We start from the raw sequence: 22,210 nt of genomic DNA on the forward strand, positions 1-22,210 counted from the left end.
CGGCCGGGGCGATTTAGAGTGGGGGAAGTGAGGGATCTTCGTCTGCTGCCCAAGGCTCATCTGCACGTCCATCTGGAGAGCACCGTACGGCCGCGGACCGTGCGCGAGTGGGGAGGGCCACCCGAGCCGGAGGGGCCGTTCGTCGGCTTCCGGGAGTTCGCCGACCAGCGGGCCCGGGTACGGGCGTTGCTGCGCACGCCCGAGCACTTCCGGAGGGTGGCGCTGGAGTTCTGCGAGGACGAGGCGGCCCAGGGCACCCGGTACGCCGAGGTGACCTTCACCGCCGCGTCCCACGGCGAGCGCGTGGGGGCGCTGGAGATGCCGCTGGAGGCGGTGCTTGAAGGGCTGGCCGAGGGCAGGCGCTACGGGATCGAGTGCCGGGTGCTGCTCGACCATTCACGCCGCCGGCCGGTGGAGCGGCTGTGGCGGACGCTCAAGCTGGCCGGCCGGTACGACGAGGTGATCGGTATCGGGCTGGCGGGCGACGAGAGCCACCCGCTGGCGCCGTTCGCCGAGGTGCTGGACGCGGCCAGGGACACCGGGCTGCGCCTGGTGCACCACGCGGGCGAGGCGGCCGGGCCGGCCAGCATCCGCGAGGCCCTTGAGAGGGGTCACGCCGAGCGGCTCGGGCACGGCATCCGGGTGCTGGACGACCCGGCGCTGGTGGCCGAGGTGCGCGAGCGTGGCATCCCGCTGGAGGTGTGCCCGACCTCCAACGTCCTGCTCGGGCTCGTTCCCACGTTCGCCGAGCACCCGCTGCCGCTACTGCGCGCGGCCGGGCTGGTCGTCACGGTCAACACCGACGGCGAGACGGCGTTGGCCGACGAGTACTCCCGGCTGCGCGAGGTCTTCGGCCTCACCGACGCCGACCTGGCCGGGCTGGCCGTGGCCGGGGCCGAGGCGTCCTTCGCCCCGCCCGCGGTGAAGGAGCGGATCAAGGCGGGGGCGGCCGCCTGGCTCGGCCGTCCGTAGCGGTCCTGGACCGTCGCCGGGCAAGGAGCAGGCCCGTCCCCGTGAGGAGAGCGGGCCTGCGAGTCCCCGTGGGGAGAACGGGCCCGCGAGGCCGCCTTCGCTCAGCGCCTCCCGACGAAGAACCGAGGGGTTCGGTCCTTCCAGGGCATGGCCTGTTCCAACCGGGCGGCGATCGTGAACAGCAGGTCCTCCCGGCCGTAGCCGGCGACGAGCTGCACCCCTATCGGCAGCCCGCTTTCGCTGTGCCCCAGCGGCAGGCTGATCGCGGGCTGGCCGGAGATGTTGAACACCATGGTGAACGGGCCGTAATCGAAGATCGAGGTCAGCCAGCTCGTCAGGGTGTGACCGGGGTCGTCGTAGCGGAGGGTGCCGTGAGGCGCCGGGAGCCGGCCCAGCGCCGGGGTGACGAGCAGGTCGTACTCGGTGAAGAACGCGCCCACCGACCGGGTCACCCGGTTCTGCGCGCCGAAGGCGGCCATCATGTCCAGCGCGCTGTACTCCCTGGCCACCCGCAGAAGCCGCCTGGACACCGCTTCCATCCGGGCCGGGTCGGGTCGCCTCGGGGCCATGAGCAGCGGGGAGGCGATCGCGACCGCTTCGGCCACCGTGCTCCGCATGACGGCGTCCCAGTCGACCGCCGGGCTCGCGCCGGTGACGGTGTGACCCGTCTCCTCCAGCATCCGGCCGACCCGGACCGCCGCGGCGGCCACCTCGCCGTCCACCGCCGCACCCGACCACGCCTCGGTGGTCACGGCCACCCGCAGCGGGTCAGGGTCGATCCCGAGCTCGTCGGCGTACCGGCCGCGCGGGGGTGGCGCGGTGTACTTGTCGCCGACACCGGGACCGTGGACGGCGTCCAGGAGGTGCGCGGCGTCGCGGACGGTGCGCGTCAGCCCGAACTCGTACGCCATCCCGAGCATCGGTTCCCCCAGGTCGGGCCCGCACGGGACCCGGCCCCGGCTCGGCTTGAGCCCGACCAGCCCGCAGCAGGAGGCCGGGATCCGGATGGACCCGGCTCCGTCGCCGCCGTGCGCGACGGGTACGGCACCGGCGGCCACCAGGGCTGCGGCGCCGCCGCTCGATCCGCCCACACCCCGCTCGGGATCCCACGGGTTGCGCGTCGGCCCGTGCTTGACCGATTCGGTGGAGAAACTGATCGCCATCTCCGGCACGGTGGTCAGGCCCAGGGTGACCAGGCCCGCGGCCCGGAAGCGCGCCATCAGGTCGCTGTCGTACGGGCTGACGATGCCGGGGAGGCTCCGGCTCCCGAGGAAGAACGGCACCCCCTTCGCCACCGGCCCGTGGTCCTTGATCAGAAACGGCACCCCGGCGAGCGGCCCGTCTTCCGCGTGGTCGAGCGCCGGCGAGAACACCGGCAGGACGAGGCCGTTCACCTCCGCGTTCGCCACCTCCAGGGCCTGCCGGGCGACGGCCTCGACCTCCTTCGCGGTGACCTCACCGTCGTCGATCAGCTTCCGGAGCCCGACGGCGTCATACCTCGCGTACTCGTGGAGTTCCATCTGGGGGATCCTCTTCTCGGCGTCCTCGACGCCCGCACATCGATCACGGTCGGCTTCGTCGCCGGACCTCTGTCGTCCGGACGGGTGAGCGGCGCGCGGTCGAGCCGGGGCGCCGCTGACAACGAGCAGCCTGAACCGGGGACGATGGTCTCCACACCGGGCCCGTGGCTCCGGGAACCGTCCCTGGCAGCGATCGAGGTGTTACCACGCTCGTGACATGAAGGCCATGCTGACAGCGGCCGTCGCGCGCTGTCGACCGAATTAGGGGCCGAGGTCCCCCTGCGGGGGGCGGGTCCCGGGAGAGGCCGGACGTGGTCCCGGCCCGGAGTCCCGGGCGGGTGCGGTACGAGGCGCGGTCTCGTGGACCGGCGCCCGTACCGACGAGGTGCCGGGGTCGAGGGCCGGGAGCCTCACCCCTGTTTCGCGATGAACTCGCGCAGCCAGTGGTAGCTCGCCTTCTCGGTGCGGGCCTGGGTCTCGTAGTCGACGTGGACGAGCCCGAACCGGGCGTCGTATCCGCGGGCCCACTCGAAGTTGTCCAGCAGCGACCAGCAGAAGTAGCCGCGTACGTCCACACCGTCGGTCATCGCGGTGCGGATGGCGGCCAGGTGGTCGCGCAGGAAGCCGACGCGGCCGGTGTCGTCGAGGGGCCCGTCGTCGCCGTAGCCGTTCTCGGTGACGAAGATCGGCGGCAGCGCGGGGTAGCGCCGGGTCAGGCCGAGGAGGGTCTGGTGGAGACCCTGCGGCTCCATCGGCCAGCCCAGCCCGCTGGTCGCCGCGCCGTCCGGGGTGACGCTGCGCACCCCGAGGTCGAACGCGGAGCGCAGCGCGGGGTCCGCCTGCTCGTACGGCGCCGCGGCGGCGTGGATGCGGTAGTAGTAGTTGACGCCCAGGAAGTCCAGCGGGGCGCCGATGACCTCCAGGTCGCCCTCGTGGCGGAAGGAGAAGTCGCTGATGGCGCCGAAGGTCTCCGCCATGTCGGACGCGTAGGTGCCGAGCAGCAGCGGGTCGGTGAACTGCCGGTTGACCAGCAGGTCCATCTTGCGCGCCGCGTCGGCGTCGGCCGCCGAGCCGGTCGCGGGCACCGTGGGCGACATGTTGAGCGTGATGCCGACCTGCTGCTCCGCCCCCGCCCCCGCCCGTAGCCTGGCCGTCGCGAGGCCGTGGCCCAGCAGCAGGTGGTGGGCGGCGGCGAGCGCGCCGTGCCCTTCGCGCGCGCCGGGCGCGTGGCGGCCCTCCGCGTAGCCGACGATGGACGAGCAGTACGGCTCGTTCAGCGTGATCCAGTGGGACACCATGTCGCCCAGCGCCTCGTGCGCGACCTCGGCGTAGTCGGCGAAGCGCTCGGCGGTGTCACGGTCGCGCCAGCCGCCGCGGTCCTCCAGCGCCTGGGGCAGGTCCCAGTGGTAGAGGGTGACGTACGGCTCGATGCCGCGCTCGCGCAGGGTGTCGGCGAGCCGCCGGTAGAAGTCGAGGCCGCGCCGGTTCACCCGGCCGTCGCCGTCGGGAATGATCCTGGGCCAGGCCAGCGAGAAGCGGTAGGCGCCGGTGCCGAGCCGGTCCATCAGGTCCACGTCCTCCCGCCAGCGGTGGTAGTGGTCGCAGGCGTGCTCGCCGCTCTCGCCCCTGGCCACCGCGCCGGGGACGCGGCAGAACGTGTCCCAGATCGAGGGCCCGCGCCCGTCGGCGTCCACGGCGCCCTCGATCTGGTAGGCGGCGGTGGCCGTCCCCCACACGAACCCGGCGGGAAAGGCGGTACGTTCCTGGGTCATCCCTTGATCGCTCCTGACATGATTCCCCCAATGATCTGACGGCCCAGCGCGGCGAAGACCGCCACGATCGGCACGATCGCGAGCACGGTGCCGGTGAGCACGAGCGCGTAGTCGGTGGTGTAGCCGCTGGCCAGGCTGGAGAGCGCGACCTGGACGGTCGGGTTCTCCGGCGTGAGGACGACCAGCGGCCAGAAGAAGTCGTTCCAGGCCTGCATGAAGGTGAACAGGCCGAGCACGGCGGCGGCCGGCCGGGCGGCGGGCAGCACCACGTGCCAGAACAATCGCAGCGTGCTGCACCCGTCGATGCGACCGGCCTCCAGCAGCTCGTCGGGGATGGCGCTGGAGAGGTACTGGGTCATGAGGAACACGCCGAACGCGGTGACCAGGCCGGGCACGATCACCGCCTCCAGCCTGCCGGTCCAGCCGAGCTCCGCCATGAGGATGTACAGCGGGATGATGCCGAGCTGCTGCGGCACGGTGGTGGTGGCGATGGCCACGACGAGCAGCACGTTGCGCCCGCGGAAGCGCAGCTTGGCGAAGGCGAAGCCGGCCAGCGTGGAGAACAGCACGACCGAGACGGTGACCGAGCCGGACACGAGGAAGGAGTTGAGCATCGCCTGGCCGAACGCGGTGGTGTCGAAGACCCGGGCGATGTTCTCGAACAGGTGGCCGCCGGGGGTGAGGACCGGCGGGACGCTGGCGATGGCGTCGTTGTCGTGGGAGGCCACGATCAGCGACCAGTAGATGGGGAACAGCGAGCCGAGCAGCACGGCGACGAGCGCGGCGTAGGTCCAGAACCCCGCTCCCAGGGGGTTCAGGCCGCGCCGGACGGCCCGGCGGGTCAAGCCGCGCCGGACGGCGGTGACGGTTGCCATGTCAGCTGCTCCTGATCCTGCGCGTGATGGCGAAGTTGACGAGCGCCATGACCACGATGATCATGCAGAGCGTCCAGGCGATCGCCGAGGCGTAGCCGAACTCGTACATGCTGAAGCCCTGCTCGTAGAGGTAGAGGCCGACGGTCTGGAACTGACGGTCCGAGCCGCCGGTCGGGTTGCCGGTGCCGGCCTGGAACAGCAGGGGCTCGGCGATGATCTGGAAGCCGCCGATGGTGGACACGACGGCGGTGAAGATGATCGTGGGACGGAGCATCGGCACGGTGATCTTCCGGAACTGGGTGAACTGGCTCGCGCCGTCCAGCCGGGCCGCCTCGTACAGGTCCTCGGGGATGGTCTGCATGGCGGCCAGGTAGATGAGGGCGTTGTAGCCGGTCCACCGCCAGATGACGATCAGCGAGATCGCGACGTGCGAGGAGAGCGTGCCGGCCTGCCAGTCGATCGGATCCAGGCCCACCAGGCCGAGTGCCCAGTTGACCATGCCGAAGTCGCGGCCGAAGAGCTGGGCGAAGATGATCGTGACCGCGACGATCGAGGTCACGTTGGGCAGCAGCACGCCCATCCGGAACAGCGTGCGGGCACGCAGCCTGCGGTTGAGCATGTGCGCGATGAACAGCGCGGCCAGCAGCTGCGGCACGGTGGACAGCAGCCAGATGCTGACGGTGTTGAACAGCGCGTTCCAGAAGTAGTCGTCGGCCAGCAGCTCGGCGTAGTTGGCCAGCCCCACCCACTCACGGGCCGGATCCAGCAGGTTCCAGTCGGTGAGGGAGACGTAGGCGGTGTACAGCAGCGGGAACATGCCCACCACGCCGAACAGCAGGAAGAACGGGGCGATGTAGAGGTACGGCGAGCCCTTGACGTCGAGCTGGTAGGCCCAGCGGCGCCGGGGCCCCGATCTGACGGAGGTCACGGTCGGCTCCTCGGGGGAAGGGGGGACGACGGCGGGCCCTGACCGCCCGCCGTCGTCCGGCTCTCACGGATCGGTGCGCGTCACTTGCTGATGCGCTCGATGTCCCCGAGCACCTGCGTCCACGCCTCGGCGCCGTCCTGCTTGCCCTCCTCCACGCGGTTGATCGCGTCGCGGATGGCGGTCTGGATGTCGCCGGCCCTCGGGCCCTGGTACTGCGGCTTGAGGTTGCGGGCGGCGGTGGTGAAGATCTGCCCGATCGGCGCGTCGTTGAAGAACTCGTGCTTGAGCCCGGTCACCTCGGGCTTGTCGTAGGTGGCGACGGTGGAGGGCAGGATGCCGTGCTTGGTGAACACCTCGATCTGCTGCTCGGGCGCCGTCAGCCAGGTGATCAGCTCCACGGCCTCCTTCAGGTGCTTGCTCTGCGCGGGGACGGTCAGGTAGGAGCCACCCCAGTTGCCGCCGCCGCCGGGGATGGCGGTCACGTCCCACTGCCCGGCGAAGTCCTTGCCCTGGTCCTGGATCTTGGCGAGCATCCAGGCGGGGCAGGCGATGGTGGCGAACTGGCTCTTGGCGAAGCCGGTGTTCCAGGCGGGCGAGCTGCCGACGAGCTTGGCCGACTGGCCGTCGGCCACGGCCTTGAGCACCTCGTCGTAGGCGGCGCGGATCGCCGGGTTGGTGGCGACCACGACGTTGTCCTGGGTGTCGTAGTAGCCGGTCTCGGCCTGGCCGATCATCGCGTTGAAGACCTGGGGGCCGCCGTCGAAGAACGCGGCGCCTTCGGGCTTCTTGGCGGTGTAGCGCTTGCCGGTCTCGAAGTAGGACGTCCAGTCGGGCCAGAGCTTGGCGACCTCGTCACGGTCGGTGGGCAGCCCGGCCTTCTTGAACAGGTCGCGGCGGTAGCACATGGCCAGGCCGCCGACGTCGGTGCCGTAGCCGATCTGGGCCCCCGACTTGGCCAGCGACGCCTCCCACTTCCACGGCAGCCAGCGGTCCTTGAGCTGGTCGGCGCCGTGCTGGCGCAGGTCGGCGAAGTGCTGGGGCTGGTTCCTGAACTGGGCGACGAAGCCGGTGTCGATCGCCTCGATGTCGGCGGTGCCGCTGCGGGTGGCCAGGTGCGCCGCGAGGTTGCGGTGGTGGTCGTTGTACGCCGACGTTCTCTCGACGATCTTGATGTTGGGGTGGGCGGCCTCGTACTTGGCGTAGAGCTCCTTGAAGCCCATGTTCCCGAACAGGTTGAGGGTCAGGGTGACCTTGGCGTCGGTCGGTGTGGAGCCGGTGGAGGGGGAGCCGCCGCAACCGGCGGCGAGCATGCCGGCGGCCAGCACTCCAGCGGCGAGACGGATTCGTCCAGCAGACACCTGGGACTCCTTCGAAGGGAGATGGAGGGTGACTGCGAGATGCGATGAGAAGGCCGAGCCCCGCGGCAACGGTGCGGCATCGGCCTGTCAGTGGGACATTCCACAGAACACCACCGTCCTTCGTCAAGTCACAGAAATGTCACGCGCCGGAAATCTCCAGGGGTGGGTTGACACGTTGCGGGCTCTCACATAACTTCCATGCAACCGGTTACATGAAACCGGTTTCAGCGAGATGCGATACCGTACGCCCGTGGCAACGATTCGAGAGCTGGCGCGCCTTTGCGGGGTGTCGTCGGCGACTGTCTCCCGCGTGTTCAACAACCCCGAGGTGGTGAACGCCCAGACCCGCGAGCTCATTCTGAGCACCGCGGCACGCATCGGATACCTGCCCAACGAGTCGGCCCGCACCCTGGCCACCAAGAGGTCCCACATGGTCGGCCTGATCTGGGACACCGACCACCGCCGCCCCGGCTGGCGGCACCCGTTCTTCCAGGAGATCCTCATCGGGCTGAAGACCGCGCTGAGCGAGCGCGGCTATCACCTGCTCATGCTCGCCACCAGCGAGGACGGCACGCCCGACAGCTTTCTCCGCGCCGTGCGCAGGCACAACCTCGACGGCGTGGTCTTCATAGACAACGGCAGGGCCGATCCCTCGCTCCAGCCGCTGGCGGCGTCGGAGGTGCCGTGCGTCTCCCTCGACCGGCCCGTCCAGGGGCCGCGGACCACCTACGTGACCTCCGACAACGTGGGCGGGGCGCGCGAGGCGGTCCGCCACCTGCACGCGACCGGGCGCCGGGTCATCGCCACCATCACCGGCCCGGCCCACACCAGGCCGGGCGCGGAGCGGCTGCGCGGCTACCTGGAGGAGCTGGCCGCGCTCGGCCTGGCGCACCGGCCGGAGCTGGTCGTCGAGGGCGACTTCTACCTGGCGAGCGGTCACGCCGCGATGCGCGCCCTGCTGGAGCTGGAGGAGCCGCCCGACGCGGTCTTCGCCGCGGGCGACGAGATGGCGATCGGGGCACTGCGGGCCGTAACGGAGGCCGGCCTGAAGGTGCCCGAGGACATCGCGCTGGTCGGGTTCGACGACATCGAGCTGGCCGCGCTGGTGCCGCCGGGGCTGACGACGCTGGCCCAGGACAAGGCGGGCTTCGGTACGGCGGCGGCCGCCGCGGTCATCACGATGATCAACGAAGGCGTCACCCCTCTCCCGAGGATCCTGCCCACCCCGCTGGTCGTCCGCGGCTCCACCGGGTAGACCGGGCCCGCGGGCGTCCGGCTACCGAGGCACTACCGCTCGTGACGTCGACGCGCCAGGTGGATGGTGATGTCGGCGGTGATCTCGACCGTCGCGGGCAGAACCCGCTTGATCCGGCCGAACACCTGCTCCCGATCCAGCGCCGGCAGCATGAGATAGGCCGAGACGGTCGAGAGAAGGCCGACGTAGTCGTGAGCACTCATCGTCAGGTGCCGCTCGATCACGGTCTGCCGGACATCGGCGAACCACTCGGACCGCTGGAGCTCCGTGCCCGGCCACTGCATGTCATGCTCCGGAGGCGTCCCGTCCGGGGACGGGATCTCGTCGCTGGGCAGGAACGGTGACCGTGCCGCGCGAACGGCCGTCTCCACGGCCGGGTCGGACAGCCGGGTCGGCCCGCCGAACGAGGCGAACACGCCACCCGGCTCCAGCAGCGCGGCCATGCGCGACCACCGATCCTCCGGGTTCGTCCAATGCAACGCCGCCGCCGCGTAGACCAGCCCGTACCTCTCGCCCGGTCGCAGGTCCTCGAACGCGGCCCGCACGATCCTGACGTGTGACGGCACGTGCTTGCGCAACTCGGCGAGCATGACCCCGTCAGGCTCGGTCGCGGTGACCGCGACCCCTCGCCGGGCGAACAGGCGGGTCGCCTTGCCCGTCCCGGCGCCGATCTCGAGGGCGGTCCGGACCGGCTGAGCCGCGTACGCCATCACCGTGTCGAAAAGTTCCGCGGGATATCCCGGCCGGAACCGTTCGTACGCTTCCGCCATCACCCCGAAGCTCAGTGCTCGACTGGACATGCCGAGCATCTTGACACGAGCCGCGCAGTCGGTGCTCGGTCTTTTCCCGCGGCCCGGCCGCCGGAAGGCCCGGCGTCGCGCGCGACCCCGAGGACGCGTCCGCCTGGCTCGACGAATTCGACGGCGACCCGCAGATCGACCTGTGGGTGCCTGCCTCGGAGACGCGTGCGGACATCGTGGGATTGTTCAAGGCGGCGTGGAGGAACTCGGCCTGGACGCCGTCGGGCGCGTGCCGTGGTGGCCGGAGGAGCCGGCCGTCATCACCGTCCGCCAGGCGATCGTGCACAGCGCCATGGACCTGGCACGGCACGCCGGTCACGCCATGCGCACGATCTTCGTCGACGACCTCGACGCGTTCGTGGCGCGGATCGCCGAGCGAGGACTCGACCCCGTGGAGCGGGAGACCTGCTCCAACGGCGTGCGCAAGGCCACCTACCGCGATCCGGACGGGAACGAGATCGGGTTCGGCGGCGCTCCGCTGTGACCGGCCGGGCCGGCACGACAGACGGTCATCGCGGCTGTCGTGCCTCCGGTGGCGGGTCGTTACCTCCAGCGCGGCCGTGACGCCGGAACGCTCCGGCGTAGCCGGAAGCCGGCCAGTGCGAGGGCGACCGCGGCGTAGCCGCAGAGCACGGCGAGCCCGGCCCACCAGGCGAGCGGGTAGTAGCCCGCCGAGGGCGCGTAGTGGGCGACCATCTGCGGATATTCATGGAGGGTCTGTTCGACGGCGAAGCCGGCGGCGGGTGTGAGGCGGAGCAGCCACCTGGCCGTTTCGTCGGGCAGGATCGGCAGGACCGCCAGGAGGTACGGGAGGACGACCGCCGAGATCGTGACGAGGATCGCCGCCCAGGTCCGCCGCAGCAGCGCGCCGACGGCGAGTGCGAGGACGGCGGCGATCGCGAGCAGCGCCGCGACGCCGGCGACGACCCGCAGTCCCGTGAGGGCCGGCACCGCGACGACACTGAGATCGTTGGCACGAAGGATCCTCGGACCGGCCGACACCACGACCGCCGCGGAGACCAGCCCGGCCAGGAAGGTGACCGCGCCGATCACGAGGGCCTTCGCCGCCAGCGCCCGGCCGGTGAGTGGCGTGACACCGGGCGCGACACCGGACGTGATGCCGGGCGCGAGACCAGACGTGACACCGGACGTGATGCCGGGCGCGAGACCAGACGTGACACCGGGCGTCACACCGGACGTGACATGGGGCGCGACGCCGGACGTGATTCCGATTCCGGTCCTGCCCGGCCGGTACCCGGCGGTCACGAATCGTACGGCCACCACGAGCACGATGACCAGGCTGACGACCAGGCCGACGAGGCCGCTCTCCACGGGGTGGCCGCCCTCGGCGCCGCTCGGCCCGATGTCGCCGGTCCCGGTGACGGTGAACGCGCCGTTCGACTCGACGAGCCCGGCCGCCCGGTGGTACTTCTCCCAGTCGGTGTGTCCCATCTCGCCCACGCTGCCGTGGTTCCATTCGCCGGTGGACGTGCCGCTCTCCACGCTGACGTGGTCGAAGGTGGCGGTGGCCTGGGTGAAGCGCGACTCCGGGAGGCCCGCGCCGAGGGCGACGGGCCTGAGGGTGAGGTCACCCGGGGACGCGACGAAGAGCCCGACCCGTACCGTCTCGGGCAGCGCGGCGAGGTGGGCGGTGCCGACCCTGGTCCATCGCGTGCCGTCCGCCGACTCGTGGCCGGTGATGGTGTCGCCGGAGCGGGTCAGGCGCAGCCAGCGCGGTGCCTCCGCCGAGACGCCCCCCGCGCGTCCCGCCGTGTCGTGGACGTAGTCGTGCTGCATCCGTACACCGTGCGAGCCCGTGAGCATCAGCGCCGCGTAGGAGGAACCCTGTGCGGTGCCGTCCTTGATGATGACGCCCGCCTTCGCCCAGGGTACGAGGCCGGGGACGATCTCGTCGTGGTCGGGCGGCGGGTAGGTGATGACGCCGGTCATGGACGTCACGCGGACGGTGATGCTGCCGTTCTCGCCCAGGGGCCGGTGGACGAAGTAGAAGGTGTCGCTCACCACCTGGCCGTGCGGCCCGGCCGGCCCGGTGGGACAGGGGATCTCCACCGGGCCGTCGCTGCAGTGGGAGCCGCCGCCGAGCAGGATCGCGTGGAGCAGTCCGAGCAGGACGGTGACGAGGATCGTGGCCGCCATGGCGGCCATCCGGCCCCGGGTGCGGAACCGCGCCCACTCCTGCCGCACCCGTGCGGTCAGAGATGGTCCGGTGGTGGCTTCGTGGGTTTCTCGCATGGTCCGGTTCTACGGATCCGGCCCCAACACGGGCCGAACCACCGCTGTCACACCGCTGTTAGGTCAGGTGCCGCATCCTGGAGGTCCTGGAAGTGCGCACGTGAACGGGAGAGGATCGATGAGCGAGCCGCGAGGCCCCGCACCACCGAGGCGAACGGTACGGCAGCGTTTCACCATCTTGTACGCCGCCCTGTTCCTCCTGTCCGGCCTGGGGCTGCTCGTCCTCACCAACCTGCTGGCCGGCACGGGTGGCATGACCCGGCCGGCACCCGGCCAGACCCCGCCCGCCCCGCAGCCCGGTCTCACCCAGGCGCAGGAACGCGTTCACCAGCTCGAAGCGCAGCTCTCGGACGTCCACGCGGTCCAGTCGCGCCAGCTCCTGGTGGGCTCGGTGATCGCGCTGTTCGTGATGGCGGCGATCTCGTTCCCGCTGGGCAGGGCCGTGGCCGGCCGGGTGCTGCGCCCGCTGCGGACGATCACCGCGGCGACGCGGCGGATCTCGGCCGAGAACCTGCACGAACGGCTGGCCGTGCCGGGCCCCGACGATGAGGTCAAGGATCTCGCGGACACCGTCGACGGGCTGCTGGAACGCCTGGAGGCGTCCTTCGCCGCCCAGCGCCGGTTCGTCGCCAACGCCTCCCACGAGCTGCGGACACCGTTGACGACCATGCGGGCGTCGCTGGACGTGGCCGTGGCCAAGCCGGGGCCGGTACCGGCGCAGACGCTGGCACTCGCCGACCGGCTGCGCACCGAACTCGACCGGGTCGACGGCCTTCTGGAAGGCTTCCTCGACCTCGCCCGCGCGCAGCACGGCGAGCTCCACGGCCGCGTCCCGGTCGCGCTCGGCACCCTGGTGTCCGAATCACTGGCCGCCCGCGCGACGGACATCGAGGAGAGGGAGCTGGCCGTCGAGGCGCACGTCCAGGACACCGCGTGGACCCGGGGCAGCCCGCCCCTGCTGTCTCGCCTGGTGAACAACGTGATCGACAACGCGGTCGTCCACAACCGGCACGGTGGCTCGATCCGGCTCGCGATCGCGACCGGGAACGAGGACAGGACCACGACCGAAGACGGGACCGGGAACGGGACCGGGACCGGCCTGGTGCGGATGGTCGTGGAGACGGACGGGCCGGTTCTCGACCCGGCGCAGGTCGCCCGGCTCACCGAGCCCTTCCGGCGGCTCGCCGCCGACCGGACCGGCTCGGAGACCGGCGCCGGTCTCGGCCTGTCGATCGTCGCGGCCGTCGTCAGCGCGCACGACGGCGTCCTCACCCTGCACGCCCGGCCGGAAGGCGGCCTGCGCGTCACCGTCTCACTGCCGTCGGCGCCCGCGCGGGAAGGCGGTCCGCGAACCACCGTCTCGCCGCCGTCGGTGCCCGTACCGGAAGATGGTCCGCGAACCACCGTCTCGTCATCGGCGCCCGCGCCGGAAGGCGGCGCCGGGTGAGGGTCCTGGTGGTGGAGGACGCGCGCCCGCTCGCCGAGATCCTGGCCGAGGGGCTACGGGACCAGGGCATGGCCGTCGACGTCGCCCACGACGGCCTGGCCGCCGCGGCGAAGCTCGATCTCAACGCGTACGACGTGGTGGTCCTCGACCGCGACCTGCCCGGGATCCACGGCGACGTCCTCTGCCGGATGGTCACCGAACGGGACGACCGCGCGATGGTCCTGATGCTGACCGCGGCCGGCTCTCCCGGGGACCGGGTCAGCGGTCTCGCCCTGGGAGCCGACGACTACCTCGCCAAGCCCTTCCACTTCCCCGAGCTGGTCCTGCGCGTCCACGCCCTGGCCCGCCGCCGTCCGTTCGCCCGGGCGCGGACGCTGCGCGCGGCCGGGATCGAGCTCGACCCGGTACGCCGCACGGCCACCCGCGACAGCCGGCGGCTCGACCTCTCGGTCAAGGAGTTCGCGCTCCTCGAAGCCCTGCTGCGCGCCGGCCCCGGCTTCCTGAGCACCGAGGACCTCCTGGAGCAGGTCTGGGACGAGAACGCCGACCCGTTCACCAACACCGTCACCGTGACCGTCGGGAGGCTGCGCCGCAAGCTGGGAAGCCCGCCGGTCATCACGACGACACCCGGGGTGGGGTACCGCATCGCCGATCCCGCCGGCGAGGCGTAGCGCGGCGGGAGCGGGGGTCAGGCGCGGTGCACCTCGAACAGGAAACAGCCGAACTCCACCGCCCGCACGTGTACCAGCGCCACGTCGGGGTCCGCGAACTGCTCCGCCAGGATGCCCTCCGCCACGGCGGCGTCGAGGCTGACGTGCCGGTCCACCAGCCGCCCGCCGAGGATGGTGCCGCCCGCGTCGTAGGCGCGGAAGACCCGCCGCTCACCGCACATGTCGACGGGGAAGCCCGTCCCGCCGGGCCCCTCGCACGGCTCGGCGTGCACGAACACCGGGCCCACCTCCTCGTACGGGCCGGGATCGCCCCCGGTCCGCGCCCCCCACCGGCGCAGCGGCGCGTACGCGAGCAGGGCGAGCCGCTCTCCCGGGAGGCTGCGGCGCAGGCAGCATCGCAGCGGGGAGCCCCCCTCGGTGTCGGTGACCACGCGGGGCGGACGCCCGGCGTCGTCGCGGACGCGTAGCTCGGCGACGACCTCGGCCTCGATGGCGAACGTGCGGGAAGTGCTCATGGGTCCATGGTCGGCCGCGCGGCCCCGGCACGCTGGCGGAAATCGGCCCTGGTTGTGGGCCTGCACGGTGCCCCTCACCCGGATGGGCCTCTCCGTCCCCGGTTCGCTCGGGGCCACCCCGGGCGGGTGGGCGTCACCGGTCGAAGTCGCTGCCGAGGTAGCCGTGGAACAGCGAGAACGGGCTGTAGCGCGTCCGATGTTCCTCGCGGAGGAACAGGTGGTACGCCACGACGTGGCCGGCGAAGTCACCGCCCCTGATCGTGAAGACATGGCTCTCGGAATCGGTGCGGACCCCGAGATCCTTCAGGGCGGCGTCCCTCTCGGGACGGTCCGCCGTGTCGACGACGAGGCCGCCGTTCATGGAGGTGGGCAGCCTGATCGCGGCCACCCCCTGGAAGAGGAGCTCGACGTGGGGTTCGTCGGGCGTGAACTCGGTGCGCAGCACGAGCCCGCCGTGAGTGGGCACGTAGCTCCACACCTTGAAACGGCGGTACGGAAGGGTGAGGGGGAGCCCGAGCCCGCCGGGGTACCTGTCGTGGCTCATCCGAAGAGCCGATCACGACGGCGTCGAGGTGACAAGGGGGCCGGGTGAGACCGCGGCCCGGTGGCCGGGGAGGCGGTTTTCTGTCGGTGGGTGCGCCTACCGTGGATGGGCACAGGATTCCGGCGTGAGCGAGGGAAGACCATGACCACACTCGAGAACCGGCCGAACACCGCCCTCCTCGTCATCGACGTGCAGAACGGTGTCGTCGAGGGGGCCCACGAGCGCGACGTGGTCGTCGCGAACATCGGCGGCCTCGTCGAGAGGGCGCGGCGGGAGCAGGTGCCCGTCGTCTGGGTCCAGCACTCGGACGAGGACCTCGTGAGGGGGAGCGACGACTGGCGGATCGTCCCCGAGCTGGTTCCGGACGACGCCGAGCCGCTCGTCGAGAAGAACTACGGCGACTCCTTCGAGGACACCACACTTGAGAGCGTGCTGTCCGGCCTCGGCGTCGGGCGGCTCGTCGTCGTCGGCGCGCAGACCGACCAGTGCGTCCGCTCGACGCTCCACGGCGCGTTCACCAGGGGATACGACGCGACCCTCGTCAGCGACGCCCACACGACGGAGGACCAGACGGAGTGGGGCGCGCCGTCGCCGGACCTGGTCATCAAGCACACGAACCTGTACTGGACCTACCAGGACGCACCGGGCCGGACGGCCGGGACGGTCGAGACCAAGGACGTCGACTTCGGCCACGCGTCCTGAAGCCCGTGTGACCTCTGAAGCCGTGTGACACCCGAACCCATGTGACACCCGAACCCGTGCGACACGTGTGCGCGGCGGGTCCGGGCCGCCCGGGCGTGGATCACCGCGGACCGTGCGTGCGGGTGGGAGCGGACGACCGCCTGCGATCCCGCTCCCACCCGCCCCGCCTCGTGTCGAAAAGGCGGGGAGAACGATCAGTGGCGCTCGACGGCCACCACGTCGTACGGGGTCGTCGGGGTGGGAGTGGTGGTGAAGCGGGCGTTGGGGAGATAGAGGCGGTCGCGGAAGGAGGCGACGGTGGTGGGCACGTCGAAGCGGCCGTCCGTGAGCTTGCGGACCACCTTCCCCGAGGTGGCGCCGCGGTCCAGCGAGAGGGACGTCAGGGTGTTCAGGCGGTTCTGCACGACGTGGAGGACACGGCCCTCCAGCAGCAGGCCGTCACCGTTGGCCAGGGTCTCGGCGCCGATGTCCACCAGGGTGGCGACACCGGTCGAGGGGTCGACCCGGAACAGCTTGCCGGTGTTCGACTGGACGACGAGCAGTGCCCTGCGGTCGGGGGTCTGGGCGATGCCGTTGGCGTTGATGCCGGTCGCGTAGACGATGTCACCGCTCAGCGGCACCTGCACCGCCTCCTTCGGCAGCGCTCCGCCACGCCCGAACGGCAGCTTGTACAGCACGGGGTTGGTCGAGTCGGTGAAGTAGGCCGCGTCGCGGGTGAGCACGACGTCGTTGACGAACGCGGCGCCGGTGGCGAGCCGGTAGCTCGCGAGCACCTTGCCGTTGCGGGTGTCGATCACGCGGGCGTCGCCGCCCGTACCGCCCGCGACGAACAGCCTGCCGCGAGCGTCGGTCTTGAGGCCGAGCGACGGGGTGCCCGGTCCCGGGTTGATGATCCGGCCCTTGCCCGTGCGCAGGTCGGCCCGGTAGATCGCGCCGGTCGCGCGCGAGCCGAAGTACGCGGTCGCTCCCGGGCCGATGGCGATCCCCTCCGGCTGGAAGCCGTCGGGAAGGGGGAACTCGGCGGGATAGGCCGGCTTCCCGGAGGAGGCGGAGGTCGTGGACGCGTCGGCTCCGGCTCCCGTCTCGGCCGCCGCGGCCGGGGCCGCCATGAGGACGGTGAGGAACCCTGCTAGGAGAAATGCCACCTTCATTGATGAACATCCCATCTGTCGCGAGTGCGATGGTCTACCTGAATGCCCGCTTGGGTAATGGATCTACCGTATGACGTCCGGTTGTAGTGCTCCCGTAAAGCGCGCCCGTCCGGGGCACCCACTGGCCGGACGCCCCGCCGTCCTTGGATAGCGTCGGGTCATGCGGCTTCATGTGGGATGCGCGATGTGGTCTCTCACGTCATGGCAGGGACGCTTCCTGCCCCATCCGCTCCCTGCCGGGGAGCGCCTGCGGGCGTACGCGACCTGGTGCAACGCGGTGGAGGGCAACACGACCTTCTACGCGACACCGGCGAGGAGCACGGTGGAGTCGTGGGCGCGGCAGACCGGCCCCGACTTCCGCCTGGTGGTCAAGCTGCCCAGGACGATCACGCACGAGGGCCGTCTCACCGGTGTCGACGAGGAGGTCCGCTCGTTCCTGGAGGCGATCGAACCGCTCGGGCCGCGAGCCCGGACCCTCTGGATCCAGCTGCCGGGATCGTTCGGCCCGACCGACCTCGGCACCCTGGCCGGCTTCCTCCGCGGGCTGCCCAGCTCGCACGGGTACGCCGTCGAGGTCCGCCACCGCGCGTTCTTCGACGACCCGCGATCCGTGCGGCTTCTCGAAGGGGTCCTCGCCGGGGCCGGTGCCGAGTGGGTGCCCTTCGACACCACCACTCTCTTCCGGAGCCCCCCGACCAGCGACGCCGAGCGGGAGGCGTGGTCGAAGAAGCCGCGCATGCCGCGCCGGTCGGTCGCTCTCACCGACCGCCCGATCGTCCGCTACCTGGGCCGGGACGACACGGCGAGCACGGTCGAGGGCTGGCGGCACTGGGTCGACACGGTCGCCGGGTGGCTGCGCGAGGGCCGCTCGCCGACCGTGTTCGTCCACACCCCCGACAACGCCGAGGCGCCGGCGCTCGCCCGCCGTTTTCACGACGACGTACGGGCCCTGCTGCCCGGGATCGAGCCGCTCCCCGAGCCGATGCCCACCGAGCCGCTGACCCTTTTCTGACGACCACTTTCTGACGACCACGCGCCGCGATGGTCAGGTGGTCTCCGGCCGGGCCGCCGACGCGACGGGGGCCGCGTCCGGGGTGGCGGTGTCCGGGGCGGCGGTGTCCGGTCCGGTCTGCCGCAGCACGACGAGCGCGACGGTGAAGGCGGCCAGGAGCAGCGCGGCGGCGATGCCGAAGGCCAGGTGGTAGCCGCCGGTCAGCGCGGCGGCCGCGCTCTCTCCCGCGGACAGCAGTTCCCCGGTACGCCGGGCGGCCAGCGTGGACAGCACCGCGACGCCGGTCGCCATGCCGATCTGCTGGGTGGTGTTGAACAGGCCGGACGCCAGGCCCGCGTCGTCGGCCCTCGCGCCGGACATGCCGAGCGTGGTCAGGGCCGGGAGCACCAGCCCGCCGCCCGCGATGAGCAGCATCACCGGGAGCAGGTCGGTGACGTAGTTCGCGTCCACCGGTACGCGGGTGAGCCAGCCCATCGCCGCGAACAGGAGCACCAGCCCCGCCAGCAGGACGGCACGCTCGCCGAAGCGGGTGTTGAGCCGGGCGGAGAGGAACAGGGACACCCCGCCGATGGCCACCGCCGCGGGAAGCATCGCCAGGCCGGTGTCGAGGGCGCCGTACCCGAGGACCTTCTGCATGTAGAGCGCGACGATGATCTGGAAGGCGAACATGGCCGACAGCGACAGCATCTGGACCAGGTTGGCGCCCGAGACGTTGCGCGACCGGAAGATCCGCAGGGGCATCAGCGGGGTCCGGGCGGTCGCCTGGCGGGCGAGGAACGCGGCCAGCAGGACGAGCGACACCGCGCCCAGGCCGAGGGTGTGCGCCGCGAGCCAGCCGTACTCCTCGATCTTGACCACCGTGTAGATGCCCAGCATCAGGCCGGCGGTGACCAGCACGGCGCCGATGGCGTCGGCCCCGGCGGCGAGCCCGATCCCGCGCTCGCCCGGCAGTGCCCGGACCGCCAGCGCGACCGTGGCCAGGCCGATCGGCAGGTTGATGAAGAAGATCCAGTGCCAGCTGAGCGCGTCGGTGAGGACCCCGCCCAGGACCTGGCCGATGGAGGCCCCGGCGGCGCCGGTGAAGCTGAAGACGCCGATCGCCTTCGCGCGCTCGGCGGGCTCGGTGAACAGCGTCACCAGGATGCCCAGCACCACCGCGGAGGCCATCGCGCTGCCGACCCCCTGCAGGAACCGGGCGGCGATCAGCAGGCCGGGCCCGGAGGCCAGCCCGGCCAGCAGCGACGCGGCGGTGAAGACCGCGTTCCCGGCCAGGAACATGGTCTTGCGGCCGATGAGGTCGCCCAGCCGGCCGGCCAGCAGGAGCAGCCCGCCGAAGGCGATCAGGTAGGCGTTGACGGTCCAGCTGAGCCCGGCGGGCGAGAAGCCCAGATCCTCCTGGATGGCCGGCATCGCCACGGTCACGATGCTGCCGTCCAGGATCGTCATCAACATCGCGGTGGACAGCACGGCGAGCGCGAGCCATCGCGACGGGGGCGTGTCGGCGCGGGGTGGCCGGGGGGAGGGTGCGGTGTGCGACATGGCCGTCTCCTGTTCGGAAGGGAACAGGAGAGACCGTAGCAGATAGTTTTGTTGTAGACGATCCTTTATGGATTCACTTTGTGCGCTGCCGTGCCCGCCTGACCCCCTGCGGCGCCTCGACGGGAGCGGCCAGATGCCCCGTCACCAGGCGGTTCATCGCCCGTACGAGCACCTCGGCCTCGTCGTCGGGCAGCGCGCCCAGCGTCGCCCGGTGCACGCCGTCGACGATCTCCTGGCTCTGCCGCGCGGCCTCCGCGCCCTTCTCGGTGACCGCGATGATCCGGGCGCGCCGATCCGTGCTGGACGGGCGGCGCTCGGCGAGCCCCGCCTTCTCCAGGGCGTCGACCGTGACCACCATCGTGGTCTTGTCCATGTCGCCGAGCTCGGCGAGCTGGATCTGCGTGCGCTCCTCCTCCAGGGCGTGGACCAGCACGCAGTGCATGCGTGCCGTCAGCCCGATCTCGGCGAGCGCCGCCGCCATCCGGGTCCTCAGGACGTGGCCGGCGTGGTCCAGCAGGAACGACAGATCCGGCTCGGTACGGGCGGGCGCCATGGCGGTCATGCCCCCACCATAGCCAACAGGTACCGTTCCGGATTATCCGCAAACGGAAGCACCTGGCGGCGCCCCGGGCTCGTTGACCAGCCCGCCGACCGGCCGGGCGTGCCCGCGGAGTCCCGTCATGACCACGCGAGGCCTGGTGCGCGCGCCCGTACACGGATCTCGTGTCCTGGACGCGGCCCGGGGCGATCCGCGACGTGGCGCGCGCCCGTACGCGGATCTCGTCAGGCGGCGTTCTCGTGGTCGGCGAGGACCTCGTGGATCACGTGCCGCGCGTTCGCCGCGAACACCGGGTTCGTGTCCCTGTAGTACGGGAGCGCGATGAGCGCGATGGACAGGGCCCGGCCGCGCCCGCGGGCCCAGGTCGCGTCGTCGACCCGCAGGGCCGCGCGGAAGTCGTCGCGCACCTCGGCCGGGAGGAGGTTCCACGCGACGATCAGGTCGCAGGCGGGGTCTCCCACGCCCGCGGTGCCGAAGTCGATGACGGCGCCGAGCCGCCCCCGGACGAGCAGCAGGTTCCCCGGCATCAGGTCGGAGTGGATCCAGACGGGCGGGCCCGTCCACCCGGGCGTCCTCAGGGCGGCCTCCCACGCCGCGGTCGCCGCGCCGGTGTCGATCGTCCCGCGCAGGTCGTCGATCGCGGTGCGCGTCGGGGCGTCCAGCGCCGCCAGCGGCCCGCCCCGGTAGGCGGGCGGCCCGTCCGGGAGGCCGATCCGGCCGAACGCGGCGACGAACGCCGCCAGGTCCCTCGCGAGCGGGCCCGGGTCGGTCAGGCGGCCGGCGGCCGGGGTCTCACCGTCGAGCCAGCGGTAGACCGACCAGGGCAGCGGGTATCCGTCGGCGGGCCTGCCCGCGCCGAGCGGGACGGGAACGGGCACCGGGAGCAGCGGGGCGAGCCTCGGCAGCCAGCGCAGGTCCTTCTCCACCTGCGCGGCGGAACCGGCCCTGCGGGGCAGGCGCACGGCCATGTCGTCGCCGAGCCGGTAGATGGCGTTGTCGGTGCCGGAGGAGTCGAACGGCTCGACGGGAAGGTCCGCCCACCGCGGGAACTGCGCGGCGATCAGCCGGCGCACGAGCGGGACGTCGTGCTCCACCTCGTCGGCATGCATCCTCGCGGCACGCATGGGACACCTTCCTGAACTCGGGCGGGACCGCCACGTGACGCGAACGCCGTGACGCGAACGCCGTGACGCGAACGCCGTGACGCGAACGCCGTGACACGGACGGCGTGACACGGCTGGACGACCCGGTCACCCCTCTCGCCGCACGCCGGCCGATGTCCATCGGACCGGTCGCGGAACGCGCCTGTCAACTCATATACCGGTCATATACCGGCTCACGCGCCGGTCTCACTCGTGGACGGGAGGGGCGGCCGGCGGGGGCGGCTTCGCGGTCCGGTACCGGGCGGGCGGCTGGCCGGTGACGCGTTTGAAGGCGTTGCTGAAGGCGCTCTCCGAGGCGTACCCCCACTCGGCGGCCACCGACGAGACCGTGCGGTCACCGGCGCGCAGCACCTCGGCCGCGGACCGGATGCGCCAGTGCAGCAGGTAGTCCAGCGGCGGCAGCCCGACGAGGGTCTTGAAGCGCAGGGCGAAGCTGGAGCGGGACATGTCCACCTCGGCGGCGAGGCCGGCGACCGTCCAGCGGCGGGTGGCCTGCTGGTGCATCAGGGTGAGCGCGGCGCCGATCCGCGGGTCGCTCAGCGCCCCCAGCCAGCCAGGGATGGTCCCCTCGCCGGCCAGGTGGGCGCGCAGGGCCTGGACGAACATGATCTGGGTCAGATGCTCGATCATCACCGTCGCCCCGAGCGGCTCGGCCGAGGTCTCGTGGGTCAGCATCCCCAGCACCGGGCGCAGGGTCCGAGCCTGCTCGCTGTCGGCGGGGATGCGCACGGCCGGGGGCAGGCAGTCGAGCAGCAGCGTCGCGGTCATGTCGTCGAGGGTGATGCTGCCGCCGATGATGACGGTCGGCTCCGCGTCCGGGGCGGCGGTCCCGTACCGTACGTTCCTGATGTTGGGAGCGTGGAGGTAGACGTCGTGGCCGTCCGCCGCCTCGATGTCCAGGTCACTGGCGACCTCGTACGGCCGCCCGCCCGTGAGCAGGTAGCAGTCACCCGCCGACAGCCGCAGCGGGGGCATGCCGTCGACGGTGAGCCAGCAGGCGCCGGACGTGATCGCGCCGATCTTGATGTGTCGGTAGCTCCGGAAGCGCAGCGCCCAGCGGCCGGCGGCCTCGAAGCGCGAGGAGAGGGCGCTGCTGACGTTCAGCAGGGTCAGGACGTCGGACAGGGGGTCCATGGTGACTCCGGACGATCTCGCATATATGTCGGACTCTTTC

General features: G+C 71.7%; 21 protein-coding genes. 7 read left to right on the plus strand and 14 right to left on the minus strand.

Going from position 1 to position 22,210, the window contains the following annotated elements; translation table 11 throughout:
* Positions 1-27 precede the first annotated feature (27 nt).
* On the plus strand, positions 28-972 hold the full coding sequence (add, locus tag AC5L38_RS24135; RefSeq protein ID WP_495245089.1) for an adenosine deaminase: 945 nt from the start codon (positions 28-30) through the stop codon (positions 970-972).
* Positions 973-1,073: 101 nt separating this feature from the next.
* On the opposite strand, the gene AC5L38_RS24140 is transcribed toward add, so the two are convergent.
* The 5 genes from AC5L38_RS24140 to AC5L38_RS24160 form a co-directional block, all read right to left on the minus strand.
* On the minus strand, positions 1,074-2,492 hold the full coding sequence (locus AC5L38_RS24140) for an amidase (RefSeq protein WP_495245090.1): 1,419 nt from the start codon (positions 2,490-2,492) through the stop codon (positions 1,074-1,076).
* Positions 2,493-2,902: 410 nt separating this feature from the next.
* Positions 2,903-4,264, minus strand: a complete 1,362-nt coding sequence (locus AC5L38_RS24145; protein WP_495245091.1) for a GH1 family beta-glucosidase — start codon at positions 4,262-4,264, stop codon at positions 2,903-2,905.
* Positions 4,261-5,139, minus strand: a complete 879-nt coding sequence (locus tag AC5L38_RS24150; RefSeq protein ID WP_495245092.1) for a carbohydrate ABC transporter permease — start codon at positions 5,137-5,139, stop codon at positions 4,261-4,263. The genes AC5L38_RS24145 and AC5L38_RS24150 overlap by 4 nt, the downstream gene beginning before the upstream one ends.
* A gap of 1 nt (position 5,140) precedes the next feature.
* On the minus strand, positions 5,141-6,067 hold the full coding sequence (locus AC5L38_RS24155) for a carbohydrate ABC transporter permease (protein ID WP_495245093.1): 927 nt from the start codon (positions 6,065-6,067) through the stop codon (positions 5,141-5,143).
* Positions 6,068-6,147: 80 nt separating this feature from the next.
* Positions 6,148-7,425, minus strand: coding sequence for an ABC transporter substrate-binding protein (locus AC5L38_RS24160; RefSeq protein WP_495245094.1), 1,278 nt, complete (start codon positions 7,423-7,425; stop codon positions 6,148-6,150).
* 250 nt (positions 7,426-7,675) lie between these two features.
* Between AC5L38_RS24160 and AC5L38_RS24165 the strand changes: the two genes are divergently transcribed.
* Complete coding sequence (locus tag AC5L38_RS24165; protein WP_495245095.1) at positions 7,676-8,680, plus strand: LacI family DNA-binding transcriptional regulator; 1,005 nt, start codon at positions 7,676-7,678, stop codon at positions 8,678-8,680.
* 32 nt (positions 8,681-8,712) lie between these two features.
* Here the strand turns inward: AC5L38_RS24165 and AC5L38_RS24170 are convergent, their stop codons facing one another.
* A complete protein-coding gene (locus AC5L38_RS24170; RefSeq protein ID WP_495245096.1) occupies positions 8,713-9,480 on the minus strand; it encodes a class I SAM-dependent methyltransferase in 768 nt (255 codons plus the stop codon).
* Positions 9,481-9,676: 196 nt separating this feature from the next.
* On the opposite strand from AC5L38_RS24170, the gene AC5L38_RS24175 reads away from it, so the two are divergent.
* Complete coding sequence (locus AC5L38_RS24175; protein WP_495245097.1) at positions 9,677-9,964, plus strand: VOC family protein; 288 nt, start codon at positions 9,677-9,679, stop codon at positions 9,962-9,964.
* Positions 9,965-10,023: 59 nt separating this feature from the next.
* Here AC5L38_RS24175 and AC5L38_RS24180 read toward each other — a convergent pair whose 3' ends face one another.
* Positions 10,024-11,733, minus strand: a complete 1,710-nt coding sequence (locus AC5L38_RS24180) for a DUF1349 domain-containing protein (protein ID WP_495245098.1) — start codon at positions 11,731-11,733, stop codon at positions 10,024-10,026.
* A 118-nt stretch (positions 11,734-11,851) separates the two neighbouring features.
* Between AC5L38_RS24180 and AC5L38_RS24185 the strand changes: the two genes are divergently transcribed.
* Both AC5L38_RS24185 and AC5L38_RS24190 read left to right on the plus strand, forming a co-directional pair.
* Complete coding sequence (locus tag AC5L38_RS24185; RefSeq protein ID WP_495245099.1) at positions 11,852-13,180, plus strand: sensor histidine kinase; 1,329 nt, start codon at positions 11,852-11,854, stop codon at positions 13,178-13,180.
* Positions 13,177-13,851: a response regulator transcription factor gene (locus tag AC5L38_RS24190; protein ID WP_495245100.1), complete on the plus strand. Its 675-nt coding sequence runs from the start codon at positions 13,177-13,179 to the stop codon at positions 13,849-13,851. Before AC5L38_RS24185 ends, AC5L38_RS24190 begins: the two co-directional genes overlap by 4 nt.
* Before the next feature lie 17 nt (positions 13,852-13,868).
* Here AC5L38_RS24190 and AC5L38_RS24195 read toward each other — a convergent pair whose 3' ends face one another.
* Both AC5L38_RS24195 and AC5L38_RS24200 read right to left on the minus strand, forming a co-directional pair.
* Positions 13,869-14,366, minus strand: a complete 498-nt coding sequence (locus AC5L38_RS24195) for a DUF1203 domain-containing protein (RefSeq protein ID WP_495245101.1) — start codon at positions 14,364-14,366, stop codon at positions 13,869-13,871.
* 133 nt (positions 14,367-14,499) lie between these two features.
* On the minus strand, positions 14,500-14,910 hold the full coding sequence (locus AC5L38_RS24200; RefSeq protein ID WP_495245102.1) for a hypothetical protein: 411 nt from the start codon (positions 14,908-14,910) through the stop codon (positions 14,500-14,502).
* 141 nt (positions 14,911-15,051) lie between these two features.
* On the opposite strand from AC5L38_RS24200, the gene AC5L38_RS24205 reads away from it, so the two are divergent.
* Entirely contained in the window at positions 15,052-15,612 is a 561-nt protein-coding gene (locus AC5L38_RS24205; protein WP_495245103.1) for an isochorismatase family protein, read from the plus strand.
* A gap of 194 nt (positions 15,613-15,806) precedes the next feature.
* On the opposite strand, the gene AC5L38_RS24210 is transcribed toward AC5L38_RS24205, so the two are convergent.
* A complete protein-coding gene (locus tag AC5L38_RS24210; protein WP_495245104.1) occupies positions 15,807-16,763 on the minus strand; it encodes an NHL repeat-containing protein in 957 nt (318 codons plus the stop codon).
* 160 nt (positions 16,764-16,923) lie between these two features.
* On the opposite strand from AC5L38_RS24210, the gene AC5L38_RS24215 reads away from it, so the two are divergent.
* The gene (locus tag AC5L38_RS24215) at positions 16,924-17,775 is read left to right on the plus strand and encodes a DUF72 domain-containing protein (RefSeq protein WP_495245105.1); all 852 of its coding nucleotides are present in this window, start codon (positions 16,924-16,926) and stop codon (positions 17,773-17,775) included.
* Positions 17,776-17,808: 33 nt separating this feature from the next.
* On the opposite strand, the gene AC5L38_RS24220 is transcribed toward AC5L38_RS24215, so the two are convergent.
* The 4 genes from AC5L38_RS24220 to AC5L38_RS24235 form a co-directional block, all read right to left on the minus strand.
* Positions 17,809-19,314, minus strand: a complete 1,506-nt coding sequence (locus AC5L38_RS24220) for a DHA2 family efflux MFS transporter permease subunit (RefSeq protein WP_495245106.1) — start codon at positions 19,312-19,314, stop codon at positions 17,809-17,811.
* Between the two features lie 73 nt (positions 19,315-19,387).
* On the minus strand, positions 19,388-19,876 hold the full coding sequence (locus AC5L38_RS24225; RefSeq protein WP_495245107.1) for a MarR family winged helix-turn-helix transcriptional regulator: 489 nt from the start codon (positions 19,874-19,876) through the stop codon (positions 19,388-19,390).
* 221 nt (positions 19,877-20,097) lie between these two features.
* Positions 20,098-20,997, minus strand: a complete 900-nt coding sequence (locus tag AC5L38_RS24230) for an aminoglycoside phosphotransferase family protein (protein ID WP_495245108.1) — start codon at positions 20,995-20,997, stop codon at positions 20,098-20,100.
* Between the two features lie 225 nt (positions 20,998-21,222).
* A complete protein-coding gene (locus AC5L38_RS24235; protein ID WP_495245109.1) occupies positions 21,223-22,170 on the minus strand; it encodes an AraC family transcriptional regulator in 948 nt (315 codons plus the stop codon).
* Between the last annotated feature and the right edge of the window lie 40 nt (positions 22,171-22,210).

It is taken from the genome of Streptosporangium nanhuense, assembly GCF_059358815.1.